The sequence below is a fragment of the Tateyamaria sp. genome (assembly GCF_059783535.1).
In genome coordinates, this window is sequence record NZ_JBYNDP010000073.1 from 1 (window position 1) to 19,974 (window position 19,974).

20 protein-coding genes, 1 tRNA gene and 1 pseudogene are annotated in these 19,974 nt (G+C 58.5%); 7 read left to right on the forward strand and 15 right to left on the reverse strand.

The features are described from left to right. From narZ to AC6RA8_RS14110, 4 genes and pseudogenes are all read right to left on the reverse strand, one after another. Window positions 1-449, reverse strand: a pseudogene (gene narZ, locus AC6RA8_RS14095) (nitrate reductase subunit alpha); the annotation flags it as partial. A gap of 63 nt (window positions 450-512) precedes the next feature. Beyond that, on the reverse strand, window positions 513-1,913 hold the full coding sequence (locus tag AC6RA8_RS14100) for a NarK family nitrate/nitrite MFS transporter (RefSeq protein WP_500353372.1): 1,401 nt from the start codon (window positions 1,911-1,913) through the stop codon (window positions 513-515). Between the two features lie 68 nt (window positions 1,914-1,981). Beyond that, window positions 1,982-3,628: an MFS transporter gene (locus AC6RA8_RS14105; RefSeq protein ID WP_500353373.1), complete on the reverse strand. Its 1,647-nt coding sequence runs from the start codon at window positions 3,626-3,628 to the stop codon at window positions 1,982-1,984. Between the two features lie 18 nt (window positions 3,629-3,646). Continuing rightward, a complete protein-coding gene (locus AC6RA8_RS14110; RefSeq protein ID WP_500353374.1) occupies window positions 3,647-4,144 on the reverse strand; it encodes a universal stress protein in 498 nt (165 codons plus the stop codon). Window positions 4,145-4,400: 256 nt separating this feature from the next. Between AC6RA8_RS14110 and AC6RA8_RS14115 the strand changes: the two genes are divergently transcribed. Both AC6RA8_RS14115 and AC6RA8_RS14120 read left to right on the forward strand, forming a co-directional pair. Further along, window positions 4,401-5,099: a helix-turn-helix domain-containing protein gene (locus AC6RA8_RS14115; RefSeq protein ID WP_500353375.1), complete on the forward strand. Its 699-nt coding sequence runs from the start codon at window positions 4,401-4,403 to the stop codon at window positions 5,097-5,099. A 9-nt stretch (window positions 5,100-5,108) separates the two neighbouring features. Next, window positions 5,109-5,417, forward strand: coding sequence for a carboxymuconolactone decarboxylase family protein (locus tag AC6RA8_RS14120; protein WP_500353376.1), 309 nt, complete (start codon window positions 5,109-5,111; stop codon window positions 5,415-5,417). 60 nt (window positions 5,418-5,477) lie between these two features. On the opposite strand, the gene AC6RA8_RS14125 is transcribed toward AC6RA8_RS14120, so the two are convergent. The 3 genes from AC6RA8_RS14125 to AC6RA8_RS14135 all read right to left on the reverse strand — a co-directional run bounded on the left by AC6RA8_RS14125 (window position 5,478) and on the right by AC6RA8_RS14135 (window position 7,713). Further along, on the reverse strand, window positions 5,478-5,756 hold the full coding sequence (locus tag AC6RA8_RS14125; protein ID WP_500353377.1) for a DUF6455 family protein: 279 nt from the start codon (window positions 5,754-5,756) through the stop codon (window positions 5,478-5,480). 89 nt (window positions 5,757-5,845) lie between these two features. After that, window positions 5,846-6,517 carry an NnrU family protein gene (locus tag AC6RA8_RS14130; protein ID WP_500353378.1) on the reverse strand — a complete coding sequence of 224 codons (672 nt, stop codon included), beginning with the start codon at window positions 6,515-6,517 and terminating at the stop codon, window positions 5,846-5,848. Continuing rightward, window positions 6,514-7,713 (reverse strand): NnrS family protein, encoded by a 1,200-nt coding sequence (locus AC6RA8_RS14135; RefSeq protein WP_500353379.1) that lies wholly within the window; start codon window positions 7,711-7,713, stop codon window positions 6,514-6,516. The genes AC6RA8_RS14130 and AC6RA8_RS14135 overlap by 4 nt, the downstream gene beginning before the upstream one ends. A gap of 759 nt (window positions 7,714-8,472) precedes the next feature. On the opposite strand from AC6RA8_RS14135, the gene AC6RA8_RS14140 reads away from it, so the two are divergent. Beyond that, window positions 8,473-9,105, forward strand: a complete 633-nt coding sequence (locus AC6RA8_RS14140) for a tyrosine-type recombinase/integrase (protein ID WP_500353380.1) — start codon at window positions 8,473-8,475, stop codon at window positions 9,103-9,105. A gap of 358 nt (window positions 9,106-9,463) precedes the next feature. Here AC6RA8_RS14140 and AC6RA8_RS14145 read toward each other — a convergent pair whose 3' ends face one another. Then, on the reverse strand, window positions 9,464-9,685 hold the full coding sequence (locus AC6RA8_RS14145) for a hypothetical protein (RefSeq protein WP_500353381.1): 222 nt from the start codon (window positions 9,683-9,685) through the stop codon (window positions 9,464-9,466). Between the two features lie 250 nt (window positions 9,686-9,935). After that, window positions 9,936-10,163, reverse strand: coding sequence for a hypothetical protein (locus AC6RA8_RS14150; protein ID WP_500353382.1), 228 nt, complete (start codon window positions 10,161-10,163; stop codon window positions 9,936-9,938). A gap of 938 nt (window positions 10,164-11,101) precedes the next feature. On the opposite strand from AC6RA8_RS14150, the gene AC6RA8_RS14155 reads away from it, so the two are divergent. Continuing rightward, the gene (locus AC6RA8_RS14155) at window positions 11,102-11,455 is read left to right on the forward strand and encodes a hypothetical protein (RefSeq protein ID WP_500353383.1); all 354 of its coding nucleotides are present in this window, start codon (window positions 11,102-11,104) and stop codon (window positions 11,453-11,455) included. A 476-nt stretch (window positions 11,456-11,931) separates the two neighbouring features. On the opposite strand, the gene AC6RA8_RS14160 is transcribed toward AC6RA8_RS14155, so the two are convergent. Together AC6RA8_RS14160 and hemE are read right to left on the reverse strand one after the other, a co-directional pair. After that, window positions 11,932-12,008: transfer RNA gene (locus AC6RA8_RS14160), tRNA-Met, on the reverse strand. A 47-nt stretch (window positions 12,009-12,055) separates the two neighbouring features. Next, window positions 12,056-13,105, reverse strand: a complete 1,050-nt coding sequence (gene hemE / locus AC6RA8_RS14165; RefSeq protein WP_500353384.1) for a uroporphyrinogen decarboxylase — start codon at window positions 13,103-13,105, stop codon at window positions 12,056-12,058. Window positions 13,106-13,171: 66 nt separating this feature from the next. Between hemE and hemC the strand changes: the two genes are divergently transcribed. Together hemC and AC6RA8_RS14175 are read left to right on the forward strand one after the other, a co-directional pair. Next, window positions 13,172-14,128: a hydroxymethylbilane synthase gene (gene hemC / locus AC6RA8_RS14170; RefSeq protein ID WP_500353385.1), complete on the forward strand. Its 957-nt coding sequence runs from the start codon at window positions 13,172-13,174 to the stop codon at window positions 14,126-14,128. 137 nt (window positions 14,129-14,265) lie between these two features. Further along, window positions 14,266-15,852, forward strand: a complete 1,587-nt coding sequence (locus tag AC6RA8_RS14175; RefSeq protein WP_500353386.1) for an acyl-CoA dehydrogenase family protein — start codon at window positions 14,266-14,268, stop codon at window positions 15,850-15,852. A 215-nt stretch (window positions 15,853-16,067) separates the two neighbouring features. Here the strand turns inward: AC6RA8_RS14175 and hemF are convergent, their stop codons facing one another. The 4 genes from hemF to clpS all read right to left on the reverse strand — a co-directional run bounded on the left by hemF (window position 16,068) and on the right by clpS (window position 19,182). Next, a complete protein-coding gene (hemF, locus tag AC6RA8_RS14180) occupies window positions 16,068-16,961 on the reverse strand; it encodes an oxygen-dependent coproporphyrinogen oxidase (RefSeq protein ID WP_500353387.1) in 894 nt (297 codons plus the stop codon). A gap of 66 nt (window positions 16,962-17,027) precedes the next feature. After that, window positions 17,028-17,831, reverse strand: coding sequence for an SDR family NAD(P)-dependent oxidoreductase (locus AC6RA8_RS14185; RefSeq protein WP_500353388.1), 804 nt, complete (start codon window positions 17,829-17,831; stop codon window positions 17,028-17,030). A 4-nt stretch (window positions 17,832-17,835) separates the two neighbouring features. Then, complete coding sequence (locus tag AC6RA8_RS14190; protein ID WP_500353389.1) at window positions 17,836-18,819, reverse strand: class I SAM-dependent methyltransferase; 984 nt, start codon at window positions 18,817-18,819, stop codon at window positions 17,836-17,838. Between the two features lie 9 nt (window positions 18,820-18,828). Beyond that, window positions 18,829-19,182: an ATP-dependent Clp protease adapter ClpS gene (gene clpS, locus AC6RA8_RS14195; protein WP_189368128.1), complete on the reverse strand. Its 354-nt coding sequence runs from the start codon at window positions 19,180-19,182 to the stop codon at window positions 18,829-18,831. 110 nt (window positions 19,183-19,292) lie between these two features. On the opposite strand from clpS, the gene AC6RA8_RS14200 reads away from it, so the two are divergent. Then, window positions 19,293-19,974 (forward strand): HAD family hydrolase (locus AC6RA8_RS14200; RefSeq protein WP_500353390.1); only part of this gene is annotated, 682 nt, incomplete at its 3' end.

Consider the following 19,974-nt stretch of genomic DNA (forward strand, 5'->3'; position numbering starts at 1 on the left):
GTGTAGGAATTGCGCAGGATCGGATCGTTCTGGATCGCGGTCCACGCCTCGATCGGCGTCTTGGTCTTGCGCATTTCGCGCCAGATCTTCATCAGCCGACCACGAATGAGCGGGTTCTTCACCCGGTTCGCAGAATAGAGATACCAGCTGTAGGACGCCCCCCGCGCACAGCCGCGCGGTTCGTGGTTCGGCAGGTCCGGCCGTGTGCGCGGGTAGTCGGTCTGCTGCGTCTCCCAGGTCACGATCCCGGACTTCACGTAGATCTTCCAGGAACAAGACCCGGTGCAGTTCACCCCGTGGGTCGAGCGGACCACCTTGTCGTGGCGCCAGCGATTTCTGTGGGTATCTTCCCAGCCGCGGTCTTCGTTCGTGACCTGACCGTGGCCGTTGGCGAACTCTTCCAGCTTGTTGGACTGGAGGAAGTTCAATCTGTCGAGCAGGTGGCTCATGGAATTGTCTCCTATTGGCTGCCCCTGCGCCGGACAGACCCGGCGCAGAGTTTGGTCAGTGGATCAGCAGGGAACGGGCGCGTTCTTGCGGCTGTAGTAGACCCAGGTGATCACGGCGCAGACCGCATAGAACCCAAGGAAGGTCCAAAGCGCGCCATGCGGGGCACCGGTCATCGCAATCGACGTGCCGTAGCTTTTGGGGATGAAGAAGGCGCCATAGGCCGCGATGGCCGAAGTGAAGGCGATGATCGCCGCACTCTCGCGCTCGATGGTCCGCTGCATGTTGACCGCTTCGAGGCGCGGCATCAGGCGCGGGATTTCCTGCTTCATGATCGACGGGATCATCTGGAAGGTAGAGGCATTGCCCACACCGGTCAGGAAGAAGAGCGCCATGAAGCAGGCGAAGAAGCCCCAGAAGCTGCCGTCCGCCGCCTCAGGTGTCGACGGCAGGAAGGTGATCACGCCGTAAACGGCCGCGATCATGCCCAGGAACACCCAGAAGGTCACTTTGCCGCCGCCGAACTTGTCAGAGATCCAGCCCGTGGCCGAGCGGCTCAATGCGCCGACGAGCGGACCGAGGAAGGCGTATTTCAACACGTCCACTTCGGGGAACTGCGTTTTCATCAGCAGCGGAAAGCCCGCAGCATAGCCAATGAAGGACCCGAATGTGCCGACATAGAGCACGCACATCACCCAGTTGTGGTAGCGCTTCAGGATCGACATCTGCTCGCCCACGCTGGCCTTTGCGTCGGCAATGTCATTCATGCCAAACCAGGCCGCGATGGTCCCGACAATCAGGAATGGCACCCAGATAAAGCCTGCGTTCTGGATAAAGAGCTGACCACCGTCCGACAGGGTTTGCGGCTCACCACCCAAGGCACCGAAGACGCCCATGGTGATGACAACAGGAACGAGGAACTGCATCACAGAGACGCCAAGGTTTCCCAGGCCTGCATTCATTGCCAGGGCCTGCCCTTTGACTTTCTTGGGATAGAAGTATGCGATGTTGGCCATGGACGAGGCGAAGTTACCGCCGCCAAAGCCGCACATCAGCGCCAGGATCAGGAAGGTGAAGTATGACGTTTCGGGGTTTTGCACCGCGAAGCCGATGCCGAGAGCCGGCAACAAGAGTGAAGCAGTAGAGATTGCCGTCCAGCGGCGACCACCGAATACCGGAATAACGAAGCTGTAGAATATACGCAGCGTCGCACCGGACAGGCCCGGCAAAGCCGCCAGCCAGAAGCGCTCTCCGACCGAGAAATCGAAGCCAATGGCAGGCATCTTGGCCACGACGACCGACCAAACCATCCAGACCGAGAAGGCCATGAGCAGGTTCGGGATCGAGATCCACAGATTTCGGGTTGCAATGGCCTTGCCCTTTTCGGCCCAAAACTGGGGGTCTTCGGGACGCCAGTCCGTCAACACGTGACGGCTACTGTCATTTGAAGTGTTTGCTATCGCCATGGGTCAATCCTCCCGTATTGGCGGTTTCGGGGGGCCGGTCGGAACACGCTGCCCGACCGGCCATGCATTCATTCGGCCGGTTGCTGCTTGCCGTTAGGGCCAAGCCGGGCCAACGCGGCCTTTAGGTCATCAAGGTCCTTGAAGCGGGCAGTCACGGTCAGCCCATGGCCCCTCTCGGCAAGCGCAACCTTCTCGGAGCCTTCGAAAATCAGGGCGAGTTCGGCTTCGGCCTCTTTCTTGCGCACAGCCTCGGCCGCGATGGCCTGGTCAACCGAGCTGAGGACGTATTCTTCGCCAAAGCCGCCTTCGGGTTCCTTCAGCCAGAAGAAACAGACGATCCACGAGATCAGAGCACCTGAGGCGATGATGAAGAAGAAGGTCTGTGTGTCGACGAAGGTGAAGATGAAGAGGTAGAAGACCGCGCCGACGTTGCCGTATGCTCCGGCCATACCCGCGATCTGGCCGGTGACGCGACGTTTGATCGACGGGATGATCCCGAAGGTTGCACCTTCCGCCCCCTGCACAAAGAACGAGCAGGCGATGGTGATGGCAATCGCGATGATCAGAGGCCAGGAGCTGTTGAGTAGACCCATCAGGGCAAAGCCGATGGCGATACCGATCATGTAGGCCAGCATCACGAAGCGGCGGTTGCCCATGCGGTCGGACACAAGACCACCCATTGGACGCGCAACAAGGTTGATGAAGGCGAAGGATGCCGCAATCAGACCTGCCACTACCGGGGTCAGACCCCAGGTTTCCTGGAAGAACATCGGCAGCATCGACACCACGGCCAGCTCTGCACCGAAGTTGGCAAAGTAGGTGGTGTTGAGGGCCGCAACCGAGCTGAACGGATACTTGTCGTCTTCAGGAACGCCTTGGCGCAGGATTGGTAGGTTGGTGCGCAGCACTTGCCAGACCTGATAGACGACCAAGGTCGCGATCGAGGCATAGCAGATGGTTGCAACGAAGCCGTCGATATAGCCCATCATCTGCACGCGGTAGATGAGGATCGACAAGATTCCGATCAGCGGCACGGTGAAGATCACCAGCAACGCCAGGTCCCTATAGGTTGACACTTCGAGGGCAGAGCCCTTGGCCTTCTTGTGGGTGTCGGGGTTGGGGCCATCTGTGATGGCGAACCAATAGAAGACGCCATACGCCGCCATAACGATGCCCGACATGGCAATCGCATAGCGCCAGCCGTCATCGCCACCAAAGATGTTCAGGGCGATGGTCGGGATAGTAAGGGCAGCGGCGGCGGACCCGAAGTTGCCCCAACCGGCATAGAAGCCTTCGGCAAAACCGATGTCACGCGGTTTGAACCACAGCGCGGTCATGTGGATACCAACCACAAAACCCGCGCCCACCGACGACATGATCAGACGCGAAACGAAAAGCTGCATCTTGGTGTCGCCAAAGGCGAAGAACAGCGTCGGCACGGCCATCACGACCATCAGAATCGAGAAGACCCGGCGAGGTCCGTATTTGTCCAGCGCCAATCCCACGAGGATCCGCGCAGGGATCGTCAACGCCACGTTGGCGATGGCGAAAAGCTTGATATCGTCTCGGGTCAACCAGTCATTGGCGGCCAGCATCGAAGATGCGAGCGGGGCCATGTTGAACCAGACATAGAAGGTAATAAAGAACGCAATCCAGGTCAGATGGAGCGCGCGAATGGCGCGATCCTGAACCCGGAACAGAGTTGAGATTTTCATCGTTGATGTCCCCCGGGTTTATTCGGCCGCCTGCATCGAAGATGCGGGGACGTGGGTTGGAATGATGAGGATCGGGCATTTCACGCGACGCGCGAGAAACGCGGAAACAGACCCGAAGGTCATGTGGTCAAATTCCTCGGCGATGGCATCGAGCTTGCGCGTGATGAACCCCAAAGCCCCGCCATCAGCTTGATGCGAATGACGCGCCATAACCAAAAGGTCCGGCTGACGCTCCTCTGTGGCGCGCAAGATCATCTTGCGGGCATCGCCTTCGGCCAGCATGACTTTCGCGTCATAGCCTGCCGCCATCAATTCGGCGGCCGCCGCTTCGACGCCCGCTTTCTGTTCCTGATACTGTTCGGTAAAAAGTTCGTCCGCACCCGATGTGGCGCTGCCGATATCCTCAACGACAGACACCAGCGTGACGCTAGGTTTGAGCGGTCCGAACATCTGTTGAATTGCGTCCAGCGCAATTCGCGCGTTGCGCGAATGGTCGTACGCAAGCATGATTTCCATAGGTCCCTCCGTTCTCGCGTGCCCAGAAACGGGCACCTTGCGCGTTGAGACCTGTGTGATCGTGTGAGTGGTGTTTTCTGTTGATCTGGATCAAAATGCGGTGAAAAGTGTATTGAAATAAATGGCTTATCAAGATTTGTCATTTCGGTTGCAGTGCAGCATCAAACGTGTGCCCGGAATTTATCAATTCTTTGATTGACATTAATCAAGACATTGAGCCACATAAATCAAATGGAGTAAGTAGGTGTACCTTGGGATGCCCGACTCGGAACTTTCGGATGTTCGCGGTCTGCATATTTTTGCAGAGATGAGTGACGAGAACTTTCTCGCGCTCATGAGAGGATCCTACGTCCAGAACTTTCCACCACAGATCGACCTGATCGAGGAAGGAGACCCAAGCGACTTTCTGCATATCGTCCTGTCCGGATCGGTCGAACTCTTCTCGTGCTGGAACAACCGTGAGACGTCGATGGCGACAGTCCGCCCGGTGTCGACATTCATACTCGCAGCGACGATCAAGGATGCGCCGTATCTGATGTCCGCGCGCACGCTGGAAAAGAGCCGCATCGCCCTTATTCCCAGCCAAGATGTCAGGGCCGTATTTGATATCGACGCGAAATTCGCCAGAAACGTCGTGACCGAACTGGCGCAATGCTACCGGTCGGTTGTCAAGAATACCAAAGACCTAAAACTGCGAACGTCGCTTGAGCGGTTGGCAAACTACCTCCTGCGACTACAGAAGCGCGCCGACAGACAAGCAGAATTCGTCCTGCCGATCGAAAAACGCCGTCTCGCCTCAATGCTTGGCATGACGCCAGAAAACCTGAGCCGCGCCTTCAAGAGCCTGCAATCCTACGGCGTGAGCGTGAACGGAAATCACGTAACCATCTCGGATCAGACGGACCTGGAGAAATTCGCAAAACCCAGCTCTCTCATTGACGACTATTCTACGTAAGGAAGATGCATGTCCGACAAAATGCCTGGTGCCGCCGGTGATCTCGCCGAAGAATTTCCCCACATCTGGAACGCTTACCAGATGCTTGGTCGCGCGTCCGCAGACTGCGGACCGCTGTCTGATCGCGAGCGTCGTTTGGTAAAACTCGCCTTGTCGGTCGGCGCAGGTTCAGAGGGCGCAGTACACTCCCATACGCGGCGTGCAAAAGCTGAAGGCATTGAGAAAGAGGCGCTTTTGCAGGTTGCGATGCTGGCGATTGGGCCGCTTGGTCTTCCCCGCGCGGTTGCGGCGAAAACGTGGATTGAAGATTTGGACTAAAGGCGATCCCTTTGTTGCCTTCGAAAAGCATAAAGCTCCGGAACGGAAAAAAAAGTATCTCTACCCAGCACACTCCGCTTTCTTGAGCTCTCGCATCATCTCTGCATTCGGGCAGAATTCTGGCGGATCCACTCCTTCTTCAACTGCTTCAAGCCATACAGCGCAGTAGTCGGCTGACTTGCACTTCATACAACTCTCTACGCTGTATCGGATCAGGTTCTCCTGGTCCGGCGTTGTGGGGTTGCGCGGCATTTCCACACCAGTGATCCGTAGCATCCGACGCCGCAAGGCCATACGCTTCTCAAATGCACCGATTGTCGTTTCGAGATTGTCTTCCATCGCAGACGCCTCCTCCCAAGGTTCTCGACCCGGGAACCGTATGAGGAACGATCTGTCATGTCGTTGATCTATCGCAAACAGGCTCTTGGCTACGGAAGCGGGCTGACCCCAAGCACGACTGGGTGAAGCAGAAGGAGAGTGATGTACAGCGCGATGGCGGCGCTCAGTCGGATCGCTGCTGCTCGTGACAAGGTCAAGCGGAACCGCTCAGACCGGTGCATCTTTTGCTGCAAGGTGACCCAGTCTTCGCCCATCTCGCGCTGTCTTCGACGGTCGACCATCCGCCCGCCAAGAAGGGCAAAGCCAGCGAACAGCCCAAAAAGGATCACATGGGCCAAATCCCCGTTTGCCAGCAGGTGCGACCCGGCCCACAGCGCGAGGGTGACCAGAAGCGGATGCCGTGTCCAGCGGACAATGCCGGGTTGCATCGGATCAAAGGTATCATTTCGTGCCCCGCCAAACGAAAACGGGTTGGGAACCGCGATACTGAAGCACAGAATGACACAGACCAGCAGCATGACGATGAGCGCGATGTGCGCCTGCCACGGTGACCAGAGCCACAGGGGAACATAGGGGGCATTGCGTGCCGCGACGATCAACCAACCAAGCATGGCCAGCGACAGGATCGAATACGTGGCTGTAAACCCCCGCGCGCCCAGGCGCGCAACAAGCCTGGGCTTCACAGGCGGTCGCAACGGCACAGAGTGGCTGACAAAAAACGCCACGAATGCGACGATAAAACCGCTCCACCCCGTGATCACGCCTGACGCCTCGGGCGCAGCAAAAGCGGCCCGTACAGAACGGCAAACCCGCCAAACGTGCCCACCCAAAGCAGCCCCGACACTGTGTAAAGCAGGCTTGCGGCCTCGGGCCAGATGCCTGCCAGAACCCGGCAAAGGACGGAGCCAACCAGCATCCAATAGAGCGCCTGGGTCCCTGCGCTTGCCACAAGCGGCTGGCCGGTATGACCCAATGTGGCACGTGTCATGACGGCAATCGTCATCAACCCGAGAGCACCAACCATCCAGACATGCAACGCCGGAGCCGTGCCCAGCACGTCGGGCCTGATGACCGAAACCCCCTCCAACACCGCCCCAAGCGGCAAGAACAGGTACGCCAGGTGCAGCACCCAAATCAATGGCTCCGACCCGGTGTCGATCCCCCGCCAGCGCCAAAGCCGGATGGCGTGCAGAATACCGACCCCCAAAAGCGCAAAGCCGGTGAGCGCATGCAAGGGCAGACAAACCCACAAGACCAGCGCCACGACCAACGCAGCGAGAGCCAGTCGATCAAAGCCTCGCATGGGCTGCGTTGGCAGTCGGCTTGCCTCTCGCTTGGCCAGCCAATTGCGCGTGAAAGTTGGCACAATCCGTCCAGCGATCAACGCCACAAGAACCAACGCCGTGGCAAGGCCCAGACGGAAACCAAAGCCTTGTGCGGCATAGGCCCCCTGTCCCGCGTCCCAGTGGAAGATGACGTTCGCCGCAATGAAAACCGCCAGAAGTCCCACGATCATCAGATTGCGCCAATTCCTGCCTGCGATGATCTCTCGCGTCATCGCGAGCCCGAGGAAGATGGCAAAGCTCACGTCAACTGCTGCAACCCAAACCGGCGGTAGCGCCGCAGACACGAGGACCGCCAAGCGTCCCGCAAGCCAAAGACCAACAAGCCCGGCAAGCGGCCACCCCACGATGGGTGCGCGTCCCGTCCAATTCGGTACAGCCGTCATCATGAAACCGGCAATAACCGCGCCAAGGTATCCGAACAGGAATTCATGGGCATGCCAAGACACCGTGTCGAACGCCGAGGGCAGGCTCAATGTACCGCTCAAGACAAGCAACCATAGACACATGGAGGCGGCCGCCCAAACTGCCGCAGCAAGAAAGAAAGGCCGAAACCCGTAGGAAAACAGCGCGGGTCTGTCCCTCCAACGCATCTGTTCAGATGCACTCGACATGTGGTGCTCCAAATAGGTGTTTATCTGCGTTCCGGCTCAGCATTGCGGGGTCTGAAATCCAGTATTGTGAAGGCCTTTTGAAGCGCGCCTATCATCCCGTCCATGACACAGATCAAACCCTGCTCTCACGGCGACAAAAATGATTGCGGCGTCCGTCAGGTCTTTGACACAGGAGCATGAGGACTGCGGATAATCACATGCTGCAGATCTCGGTGAGTTGTACGTTCTGGGCTGGAGAAACTGTTATTCTTCCAATGTAGCGGCAGCAATAAGGGCCCTCGTGAAAATTGGACCAGCGCTGCCGTCGCTGATCAGCGTCTGAACGGATGTCTCCCCGCGACGTGCGCCTCCGTACTGGACAGTGCGCAAGTTGCATACCGGATCGGGTCCAGGGCTCGGCACCTAGAGACGACATTGGCCATGATCTTTGGGCCAAAAAAACACGCGCTAAAACATACCAAAATACGCTCTAAACGCGAACAAAACTTGCACGAGATGCTCCAACATCAATTGATGACAAGAGATCACGCCCTTCAGCCATCAAGCCATCGCAACGATCTGGACGTTGCCGCTTGGAATGCCTTCGGGCCCCAGTCCACTGCTCAGCATCGGGCAATTCCGCTCATTTCGGTCCAACACCTAAGTAGGAGTCGTGGTTTCAGTCTGCGTCTACAAACGTGTAGTTGCGCCTGCTCGTATAATCACACTGTCAGCACAGTGCTGAGGAGTGGGCTTGGAGGGTGGAACGGAGGGAAAGTCATGCCAAGAGTCCAACTTCCTGCAGTTGCTACTAGAAGAAAAGCTTGGAACAAAGGGCGGGTCATCGGTCAGAAACGACCACTGTTGCCAAAACAGGTTTGGGCAATCCGTACCCGGCTTGAGCTTTCAGACAGTCTTCGTGACTTGGTCTTATTCAACGTCGCCATCGACAGCAAACTGCGCGGGTGTGACCTGGTAAAGCTCGCAGTTGCGGATGTAGTCAAAGACGGTCGCGTGCGGGAACGAGTTTCGGTGATCCAGAGCAAAACCAAGCGTCCAGTCCAGTTCGAACTTACGGAAAACACGCGAGAAACTGTTCTGACTTGGGTCAAGTCCCCCGCGATGCTTGCATGTCGGTTCATGTTCCCAAGCCGTTTCCACGACCGACCACATCTCTCGACACGCCAATATGGCCGCCTCGTCCGTGGTTGGGTAGAGGCGATCGGACTTGAACCGAGCGCATATGGCACCCATTCACTTCGCCGGACCAAGGCAGCGGAGATTTATCGAAAGACAGGTAACCTGCGTGCCGTGCAACTGCTGCTTGGACATACCAAGGTCGACAGCACAGTCCGGTATCTTGGTGTCGAGTTGGAAGATGCCTTGAGCATCGCAGAGCGCATCGACCTCTAGTCTGCTTCAGCGAACGGTATTTCCGTTTGGCGAACATATAGATCCTAGACCTTTCCTGCGCCGACCCGGCGTAATGGGTGTTCGTGCACAATCGAGCGCCCGTTCAGTTCCTGCATCTGCGACTTTTGAGTAAATGGAATACAAATCAGAGCGTCGGTTTTAGACTGTCTGGTTCATGCAAATGACTGCTCTCACGATCCCGCGGAGCCGTAACCAAATCCGATGCTGCGCGTGCGAGCAAATGCTGCGCCAGCAATAGCTGCAAGTGCACAAGTCCGCTTGGTCCCGCTCTGCGGTCACCTGACTGGCCAGATCCAATGACCGCTTTGGGCTGCCACCGGTCAACTGGCCAAAATGGTCAGATTTCCCCTTGAGCCCATTTTCCCAAATGCTGCATCACGCATGAATTGTGGCGAAGCGCCGGGAATGCCAAGACGATAAGCTGCACTGAGGCATGAGGAAATGTTCGGCATGTTTCCACTACCTCCTCAGCGGCAGCTGACCCGTCCACAAAAACCTGCTCGACAAAAAACGCTTCAAGGGCGTCCCAGTCTTGCGCGCCCACCACCCAAATATCCATTCCCAATTAACCGGAAAAGAGTTGCGGGGATTTTTCTTGTTTAAAAGCAGATGTTTACGTTCAACTTTGGATGGAATTCAAAATCAGACAATCGCCTTGTCGATTTGGAACACTATAAGAGCAGGTATTGTATCGCTGCGCCAAGTTGAAAACCGTGATGGTGGCGCCGAGTGCCAACATGAAGCAGGCCGAAACGCGCTTGCACCAGCTCGGTCGCCGATTGTCATTGGCGATGTTGTCCATAATCCGTTCAGGCATCTGATATAGCCATGCCACCCTGGTGTACTGTGAGTGCGGGTTTGAAGACCACAACATTGTCCTCCCCATCATAGCTAGTATCCAACGCCGCGAGCAGCATGTCATGCTTCGCCGCGACGATAGCTCTTTGCAACTGGTCCTCGAAGTGCTGCAACCGGTTGTTCATCGCGTACTGGATGAGTTCATCGCATACTTCTATGAGCCAGTCATGTTTTTGCATTTTCGAATCCCCGGGTTGAGTGGTACCACAACCAGACGATGTATTGGTTACTGGATGGTTAACCCAGGGTGGGGTTGAGGGTCCTGTTGTTCAACAAGTGGGGTCACTGCGAGGTCGCGAGAGTTGTTACTCAAGCTCCCGATCATCCGCTGCTCACTGTACCTAGAGGCTCGCAGAACATCTAATAAGGCAAGGTGTGTCTGGATGTAGCCGGCCTTACGGGCATCTTCTGCGGCAACCATCACTTTGAACTCAAACCATTCTTGTGCAGACATTCTGTTTACCTCCATAAACGGTGGGTAAACTCCGCCATGCATTGCTTAACGACATCTTAACGCAAAGGTAGACACACATCACGCAGGCGAGAGTTCGCCTATTGGTAGCATTGCTTCGTCCTGCTCTCGCTTCCTTGATTACCGGAACTCAGTGTGATCTCTTCAGTTTAATTCGCCTCTCAGGAAAGCAGACCACGTTTTCCGGGTGACTTGGCAGAGGCGTGTTGCTGACAGATGGTGTGCCTTCAAGAGAAGCAGCCAACTCAAATTCTGCAACGTCGTAAACACCGTCCAAGGCCTCCGCGATGCCCACCAAGGAGTTCTGCCTGGCCATCTCTCGCAAGTCCTGGATGGCACTCAAGATCCATCGATTAGTGTCCATAAGCATCCCCACAATGACAAATGAATTCATGGCTCCGAATATACGAACCCAAACTCCCGCGTAGGGGGAAAATCCACTCTTTTGCATCACTCTCCGCTGTGATGGTCATTAGTAGTTGCTCAACTGCAAACTCAGCAGGGCATGACCGGCTCGTTTACCACACCGTAACCATCGCGGCTGAAACACTCATTCAACTGGGGCCAGTGTGATAGTCGTTATTTGTGAGGGCTGAGTGAAAACGACGTGCCCGTCGGCGCGTGTAGAGAGAAAGAGAACAAAAAATGAGCGCTGCAGATAAGTCGATGACCAGTCGCAAAGACCAGATTGAAGCGCTGATCCACGCCAAATTGGATGTTCAGAACAAGCTGAATGAAATCTTCTCGGATGAGCGTGAACGGCTCACAGAAGCACTTGAAAACATGACGCGGATCGACTGTGAGCTGGCGGCGCAAGCCTTGATCGTTCCAATGCATGAAGTCATTTCACCGCTAGGTAAAGAGGCTCAAACAGAACTCCTGGAACAGATTTGGACAGCGGTTCAAGATGGGGACAACAAATGGGTGGAGGAGGCAAATACAACCTGGTCCGACGATGTTCATCAACATGGTGAACCGCCTGCCGAAGGCGTTGCTTGAGCGCGTCACGAAGGCTGACTCAATCAATTCTCCCGTGCCAGACAATCTGCCATCTGGTCCCCAACCGCTGATCATCGGGGCAATAACATGACACAACAGCCACTGACCGCATTCTCAAAAACCGCTGGGCGGAGCATTGCCGGTTCGGATGGTGCGCGTGCGGCATAGCGTTCGCGGCAAACTCGCCCGAGAGGGGTCATTCGACGTTCAGATGGCAACGGCCGCCTTGTCCGCGCCGCTGTCACCTAACCGGCTTAGTCTAATGTCCGGTTTGGGCTGGCACCCGCCATTATCGTCACCGAACCGAACGGCAGTGTCGACTTAACTCGGCATGATGTCGAAGCTACCGAAACAGGTGAAGGCGGTGGCGTAGGGGAAGACTTGGAGTCCCGCACCCAGAGTCGCTCCAAAGTCGGTGCGTGTACGTCAGGCCGTCTAAAGCGTGGAGCCCGTCACTTCGCCGAAACGTTTGAGTGTGGTGGCGTGGGGGAGACTTGAACTCCCGACCTCTCGATTATGAGTCGAGCGCTCTAACCAGCTGAGCTACCGCGCCATGGAGGCGTGACCTATGCCAGCGCCTCAGAGTCGTCAAGACAGAAATCAGGACTTTGTGGACCGGACCGTTTCGATCATTAGCGCCACATTCTCCGGGTCCGCATCCGGCGTGATCCCGTGGCCCAGGTTGAAGATGTGCGGCCCCTTGGAAAACGCCTGCACAATGGTCCGCGTCTCGTCCACCAGGGCCTGACCACCCGTCACCATGTGGGAGGACGCCAGGTTGCCCTGCACACAGCCGCTGATCTGCACATTGGCCGCGGCCCAATCCGGCGACACCGAGTTGTCCAACGCCACGCAATCCACACCTGTCGCCTTGTGGAACCCGATGTACCCGTCGCCCGCCTCGCGTGGGAAGCCGATGACCGGAATGTGGGGATAGCGTGCCTTGAGCGCTGTCGTGATCTCGGCGCAAGGTGCCACGGCATACTTCTGAAACGCCTCACCTTTCAAGGACCCCGCCCAACTGTCAAAGATCTTCACGACCTCGGCCCCGGCCTCGATCTGAGCCGAAAGGTATTCGATGGTCGCCGCAGTGATCCGCGCCAACAGCGCCTCAAAGGCCACAACATTCCCCTGCATCAACGCATGCGCCGGTCCCTGATCTGGCGTCCCGCGCCCGGCGATCATGTAGGTGGCCACGGTCCACGGCGCGCCAGCAAAGCCAATCAGCGTCGTCTCCTCCGGCAACTCTCGCCGCAGAATGCGCACCGTTTCGTAGATAGGGTTCAGTGTCTCGTGAATGTCATCCACAGGCTTCAGCGCATCCACACCCGCCTGATCAGTGATGGTCGACAGGCGCGGCCCCTCACCGGTCACAAACCACAGATCCGCGCCCAGCGCCTGCGGCACCAGCAGGATATCCGCAAACAGAATGGCCGCATCGAACCCATATCGACGGATCGGTTGCAACGTGACCTCGGCGGCCAGCTCCGGATTGTAGCATAGCGACAGGAAATCCCCCGCCTGCGCACGGGTCGCGCGATACTCAGGCAGGTAACGCCCCGCCTGCCGCATCATCCAGATGGGCGGCGTCGGCAACACCTCACCCGCCAAAGCCCGCAAAATGGTCTTGCCGGTCCCGCCATCTTTCATCACACACGCCCCTGTCTCTTCGTTTCCAGTTGTCAACATAAGTTGACACATCTAAAAGATAAAGTCATGACCGTGCGCCTACCAACTCCATCCGCCCCGCTCAAGATCGGAACCCGCGGATCCCCCCTCGCCCTTGCCCAAGCCTATGAGACGCGCCAGCGTCTGAGCAGTGCGTTCGACCTGCCGGAAGAGGCTTTCGAGATCGTTGTGATCAAGGTGACGGGCGACAATCGCTCGATGATCGCCGCGGACCGCCCGCTCAAAGAGATTGGAAACAAGGGCCTGTTCACACGGGAAATTGAGGACGCACTGCTCGAGGGCAGCATCGACATCGCCGTGCACTCGACAAAGGACATGCCCACCGTCCAACCGGACGGCCTGATCCTCGACACGTTCCTCCCGCGCGAAGATGTGCGGGACGCCTTTGTGTCGCACAGTCTGACGAGGATCACCGATCTGGCCGAAGGCGCCACTGTCGGCACCTCGTCCTTGCGCCGCCGGGCGCAACTCCTGCACAAGCGGCCCGACCTGAATGTGGTCGAGTTCCGCGGCAACGTACAAACCCGGCTCCAGAAACTGGCAGACGGCGTGGCGGACTGCACCTTCCTTGCCAGCGCAGGCCTCAGCCGGCTGAACATGACCGACGTGCCAGCCACACCCATCGAACCATCCGACATGCTGCCCGCCATCGCTCAAGGCGCAATCGGGATCGAGCGGCGCATTGATGACACCAATACAGCCGAAATGCTTTCGGCGATCCATGACACACCGACAGGCCAGCGCCTCACAGCTGAACGACAGTTCCTGTTCACGCTCGACGGTTCGTGTGAAACACCGATTGCCGGGCTCGCCACGCTTGACGGCAACACGCTCACCCTCACCGGCGAAGTGCTGCGCCCGGACGGCTCGGACGCGATCAGCGGCACCCGCCAGGGACCCGTCGCAGATGGTGCAACCATGGGCACCGACCTGGCCCAGGACCTTCTGAAATCCGCAGGCCCCGGCTTCTTCGACTGGCATTGATCCCATTTCACTTTGCCAAATAAACCTCGGGGGAGATCGCAGACCGGGGGCAGAACCCCAATGGGCGGAACCTAACAACAGAATGCCAGCACGGTCTGGCCTTGACCGACTCAGGGGCAAAACAGCACGCTTGCACCATGCCCACACCGCGCCGCCATCTGCCTACACATGAGGTCGAAAACCAGCCTGACCCGCTGGGTGATGTGAACCTGTTTGCAGGCGACCCTATTCTCGTGACGATCGCGCCCGACCACATGACAGAGTATGGCGCTGCGTTGGGGCGGGCCGACACACGTGCAGCAGGACAAGCGGCCAATCGGCATTTACCGGAACTGACCCTCTTCGATACAGGCGGGCGGCGCTTGGACGAGGTCTCGTTTCACCCGGCCTATCACCAGATGATGTCGCTTAGCCAAGGCGCAGGCTACGCCGCCACCGCCTGGGATGGTGGCAGCCACGTGGAACATGCCGCGATGGTCTACATGGCCAGCCAGGTTGAGCCGGGTCATTGCTGCCCGCTGACCATGACCTATGCAGCCATCCCCGCCTTGCAGGCGGACGCGGGATTGGCCGCCATCTGGGTGCCGAAGCTGACAGCCCGCTCTTATGACCCGAACATCCTGCCAATCGATCAAAAAACATCCGCGACGCTTGGCATGGCCATGACCGAGAAGCAGGGTGGTTCGGATGTGCGCGCCAACACCACACGCGCTGCGCGGGATGGGGATCACTGGCGGCTCACGGGCCACAAATGGTTCTGCTCGGCCCCCATGTCCGACGGGTTCCTGACCCTTGCCCAAACAGACAAGGGGCTGACCTGCTTTCTGGTCCCACGCTGGCTTGAGGGCGACCGGAACGCAATCCACCTCATGCGGCTCAAGGACAAGCTGGGCAACAAGGCCAATGCCTCGTCAGAGATCGAATATCATGACGCCCTCGCCTACCAGCTCGGCGACGAGGGGCGCGGCGTACAGACCATCATCGAAATGGTGCATCACACGCGTCTGGACACGGCCATCGCGCCCGCAGGGTTGATGCGCGGCGCGCTGACCCATGCGATGCACTGGGCGCGGCACCGGCGTGCGTTCCAGAAAACGCTGATCGATCAGCCGTTGATGGGAGCGGTGCTCGCCGATCTGATCCTCGACTGGCAGGCTGCGACCCATCTCGGACTGCACGTCGCCAAAGCGTTCGACGATCCGGCGGCGCGGCCCTTTGCCCGCATCGCGGTGGCCCTCGCCAAATTCCTCAACAACAAACTTTGCCAGCGCGTGACGCTCGAAGCGATGGAGGTGCTTGGGGGCATGGGCTATGTCGAAGACACCCCGATGCCAATGTACTATCGCGAAGCGCCCCTCAACAGCATCTGGGAAGGGTCCGGCAACGTGATCTGCCTCGACATACTGCGCACATTGGCGCGCGAGCCAGAGGCCGGTGACGCTCTAACGGCAGACCTCGACAATGCAACCGGCCAGGATGCCCACTACGATCAAGCGCTCAAAGATCATTGCGCCCGCTGGCCCGCCCTACCTGCCGAACACGAGGCGCGCGCCTTTGCCGAACGCACGGCGCTTCTTCTGGCGGCCGCCGTTCTGATCCGCCAAGCGCCTTCTGCAGTCGCAGACGGGTTCATCAACACCCGCATCCACGCGCCCTCAGGTCAGATCGCAGGCAGCGCCACGGACCTCGACATTCAAAACGTCCTGGCAAGTTTCAAAAGCTGAACGGGTCGGCGGGCGGGCGCCTTTGCGCACCGCGCAAACAGAGCCGGCCGCCGACATTTACAAAACCGCGCCCCGTCGGGCACGAGAGTGCCACGCGCAGGGTTAAAATAGGCATTTCAAACCGTGCGGTACTCAAGCCGCTGAAAACACGCCACATTCACAGATCGATTAATCTTCAGATAAGGCCGCGAACAGCTTGTCCCCGCGGGGACAGATCACACCCACTTCGCCAAAGGTGGCAAGGACATCAGCACGGCGTTGGCATCATGCCCCGTCTCAAGCCCGAACTTGGTACCCCGATCATAAACCAGGTTGTACTCGGCATAGAGCCCCCGATGCACAAGCTGCTTGTCCTTGTGATCCTCATCCCAGTCCAACACCCGGCGCTTCTCGACCAGCGGTAAATACGCAGGCAAAAAGGCCCGCCCGATGTCCTGGGTGAGCGCAAAATCCGCCTCCCAGTCGCCGGTGCAGTGGTCATCCATGAAGATGCCCCCGACACCCCGCGCACGGTTCCGGTGTGGGATATAGAAGTATTCGTCCGCCCACTCCTTGAGGCGCGGATAATGAGCGTCCCCATGGGGATCCAGATGGGCCTTCTGCTGGGCGTGGAAATGCGCCGTGTCATCCGCGTACTCGATGCAAGGGTTCAGGTCGGACCCTCCTCCGAACCACCAAGCATGGGGTGTCCAGAACATGCGCGTGTTCATGTGTACCGCCGGGCAATGCGGGTTCTGCATATGAGCAACCAGGCTGATGCCCGAGGCCCAGAACCGCGGATCATCCTTCATCCCCGGAATGCCCTTGCGGGCCGCCATGGCATTCTGCGCCCGTTCGCCCAAGGTGCCATAGACGGTCGAGACATTCACCCCAACCTTCTCAAACACACGGCCTCCGCGCATCACGCTCATCAGCCCGCCGCCCGCGTCCGAGCCATCGTCGGACGTGCGCTTGGTATCCGTCACTTCAAAGCGGCCCGGCGCCTCATCGGACATCGGGCCAGTGCCGTGGGTGTCTTCCAACTTTTCAAAGGCCGCTACAATATCGTCCCGCAATTGACGGAACCACGCAGCGGCACGGGTTTTCTGGCTATCGAACTGTTCGGTCATGACGCACTGTCCTGTTTGGTTGACAGTTTTCTAGCCCAACGGTCCCCGCGGGGCCAAGCGCAAACTCTAATGTGCTGGCGCATCAACCGGGTCGAGCAAGCTGCGCCCCCCGTCGACGGTCATCACATCACCGGTCATGAACCCGGATCCATCTGAGGCAAGGAACTGCACCGCATCCACCAGTTCCGTCGGGCTGGCGATACGATGGAGCGGGGTGCGGCCTTCAATTTCGTCACGCCAGTCGGGATTGTCGGCAACAGACGCTTTGAGCGAGGCCGACATGACAGACCCAAAGGCCACTGCATTCACACGGATGCGTTCCGGTGCCAGCGCTAGGGCCATGGACCGCGTCATCTGCTCAAGACCGGCAGACGCAATGGAGTAGCCAAGCAACTCGGGACGGGTCTGATGCGCAGCAATTGAACTGAGGTTGATAATCGACCCAACACAGGCTGCGTCCTCATTGTCCTTGGCCTGCTTGATCATGCGTCGCGCCACCTGCTGGCTCAGCCGCAGGGCCGTCATCAGGTTCTGTTCGAGCAAGGTTTCGACCGAGGTGTCCTCGGGGTCCAGCGCGTCGGTTTCCATGACCTGACGGGATGCATTCACAAGGATGTCGATCTGATCAAAGGCGTCAATGGTGGCTGAGACAAGATTGGCGATGGTCAGCCGCTGCCGCAGGTCGCCAGCGAAGTAGCGAATGTTCCCCTCTTCTGCGACATCGCCCAACTCTTCGTGCAGACGCTTTTCATCCATGTCAGCACACATCACGTTCGCGCCGCGATCCGCGAAATGCCGGGCGATCGCGAGGCCAATGCCGTTGGCAGCGCCCGTGACGATCGCGGTCTTGCCGTTGATGGAAAAGGACATGGGGCTACCCCTTGTTTTTCTTTGGCCGTTCGGCCCGCACCAGTTTGAACCGCGCATCGCCGTCCAGATCAACCACTTTGGTGAAATGGGACGCAAGGGCATCTTCGTAAGGCAGGTGCCGGTTGGCGACCATCCACAGCGCCCCGTGGAGACGCAGGATGCGCGCGGCATTGGCAATGAAGGCCCGCCCGAGGGACGGATCGGCGCTGCGCGACTTGTGGAAGGGCGGGTTCATGATGACCGCATCCACCTTTTCAGGGGGCGACCATACAGTAGCGTCTGCCCAGTGGAATTGCGCGCGAGGGTCCGTCACATTGTGGCGGGCGCATTGCAGGGCCATGTCATGTGCTTCGACAAGGTGTACGGTTTTGACATCGCGGGTCAGGACATGCGCCGAGAGATAGCCCCAGCCTGCGCCCAGATCGGCGACGGTGCCAACCATGGCTTCGGGCAATGCCCCAACCAGCATTTCAGACGCGGGATCGACTCCGTCAGCAGAGAACACCCCTGGCGCGGTCCAGAACCCACCGGGATGCAGTTCCGGGCCGCGAGCCCAATCGGATAGATCGGCACCACCGGCCATCCAGTAGATCTTGCCATGCGCCTTGGAGATGGGAGCGCCCACCTCGACCCGTTTGCGCAGCGCCTTTAACATGGAATCTGCGCCGTCAGTCTTTTGCCCGTCGACGATCACCGGGCCATCGGTTTGTGCCATGGCGGCTGCGACGAGCGACTGCGCCTCGGCCCGGGCGCGGGTCAGGCAGACGATGCAGGCGGCAAAGCGGGTGTCTTTGGGCAACTCCGGCGAGACGGAATACCCCATCCTTTCAAACCGGTCGCACACCATGACCAAGGGCGACACGACGTGCACGCGGTCCTTGGGCAGTGCGGACAGGTCGGCATCCTCGGACGGATGCAGAACGGCCACGGGGCCATCGCCCCATGCGTCCATCGCATCGAGCGCCAGAGGCAGACGATCACCTAGCACGTAGGCAGCCTATTCCTCTTTTTCCATTGTGCATTGCAGGGGGTGCTGATGCCTGCGGGCAAAGTCCATGACCTGCCCCACCTTGGTCTCGGCAATCTCGTGGCTGAAGACACCGACAACGGCGAGACCTTTCTTGTGCACGGTCAGCATGATTTCAAATGCCTGCGCGTGATTGAGGCCAAAGAACCGCTCCAACACATGCACCACGAATTCCATGGGCGTGTAATCGTCGTTCAAAAGCAGCACCTTGTAGAGCGGTGGGCGCTTGGTCTTGGGCTTGGTTTCGGTGACGACGGCTGTATCGCCATCATCATCCGCCGGACCTGCCGACTTGGGTGCCATCATGTGCATGTCAGACTGCATGCGCGTCCTCATAAACGGGAATCTCTTGGTGAGCTTGGATCACCCTATATAACGCAAGGGCGTGTTTAGGAAAGAGGGCGGCGCGGGAATGTCGCGTCACAAAAAGCGGAATGGGTTTTGAAACGGCATGTATAGCGTTCGATGCGGACGACACGCTGTGGCACAATGAGCGTGTGTTCAAGCTGACGCAGGAGCGGTTTGCCGAGTTGCTGGCCCCGCATGTGGATGTGCCCGATCTGGACGCGCAACTGCTGGCTGCAGAGCGGCGCAACATTGGGCACTACGGGTTTGGGGTCAAAGGCTTTGTCCTGTCGATGATCGAAACGGCCCTTGAGGTGACCGAAAACCGGGTGCCAGGAGATGTCATTGGCGATCTGATCGCAGCTGGTCAGGATATGCTGCGCCATCCCATCGACCTGTTGCCTCACGCGGACGAGGCGGTGGCGCGCGCCAAGGAACATGGCCCGGTCCTGTTGATCACCAAGGGCGATCTGCTGGATCAGGAGCGCAAGCTGGCGCAGTCCGGTCTGGGTGATCTGTTTGATGGGGTCGAGATTGTTTCGGACAAGACCCCGGTTGTCTACGCCCGCATCTTTGAGCGCTTTGGCGGCGCTGACCGCGGCATGATGATTGGCAATTCAATGAAATCCGATGTCCGCCCGATGATTGATGCGGGCGGGTTTGGCGTCTTTGTGCCCCATGATCTGGCCTGGGATCTGGAGGCCGCCGACGCGCCCGAGGGACACCCGAGATACGCTGCCCTGCCTGATTTGGGGGCCTTGTCCGACTTTC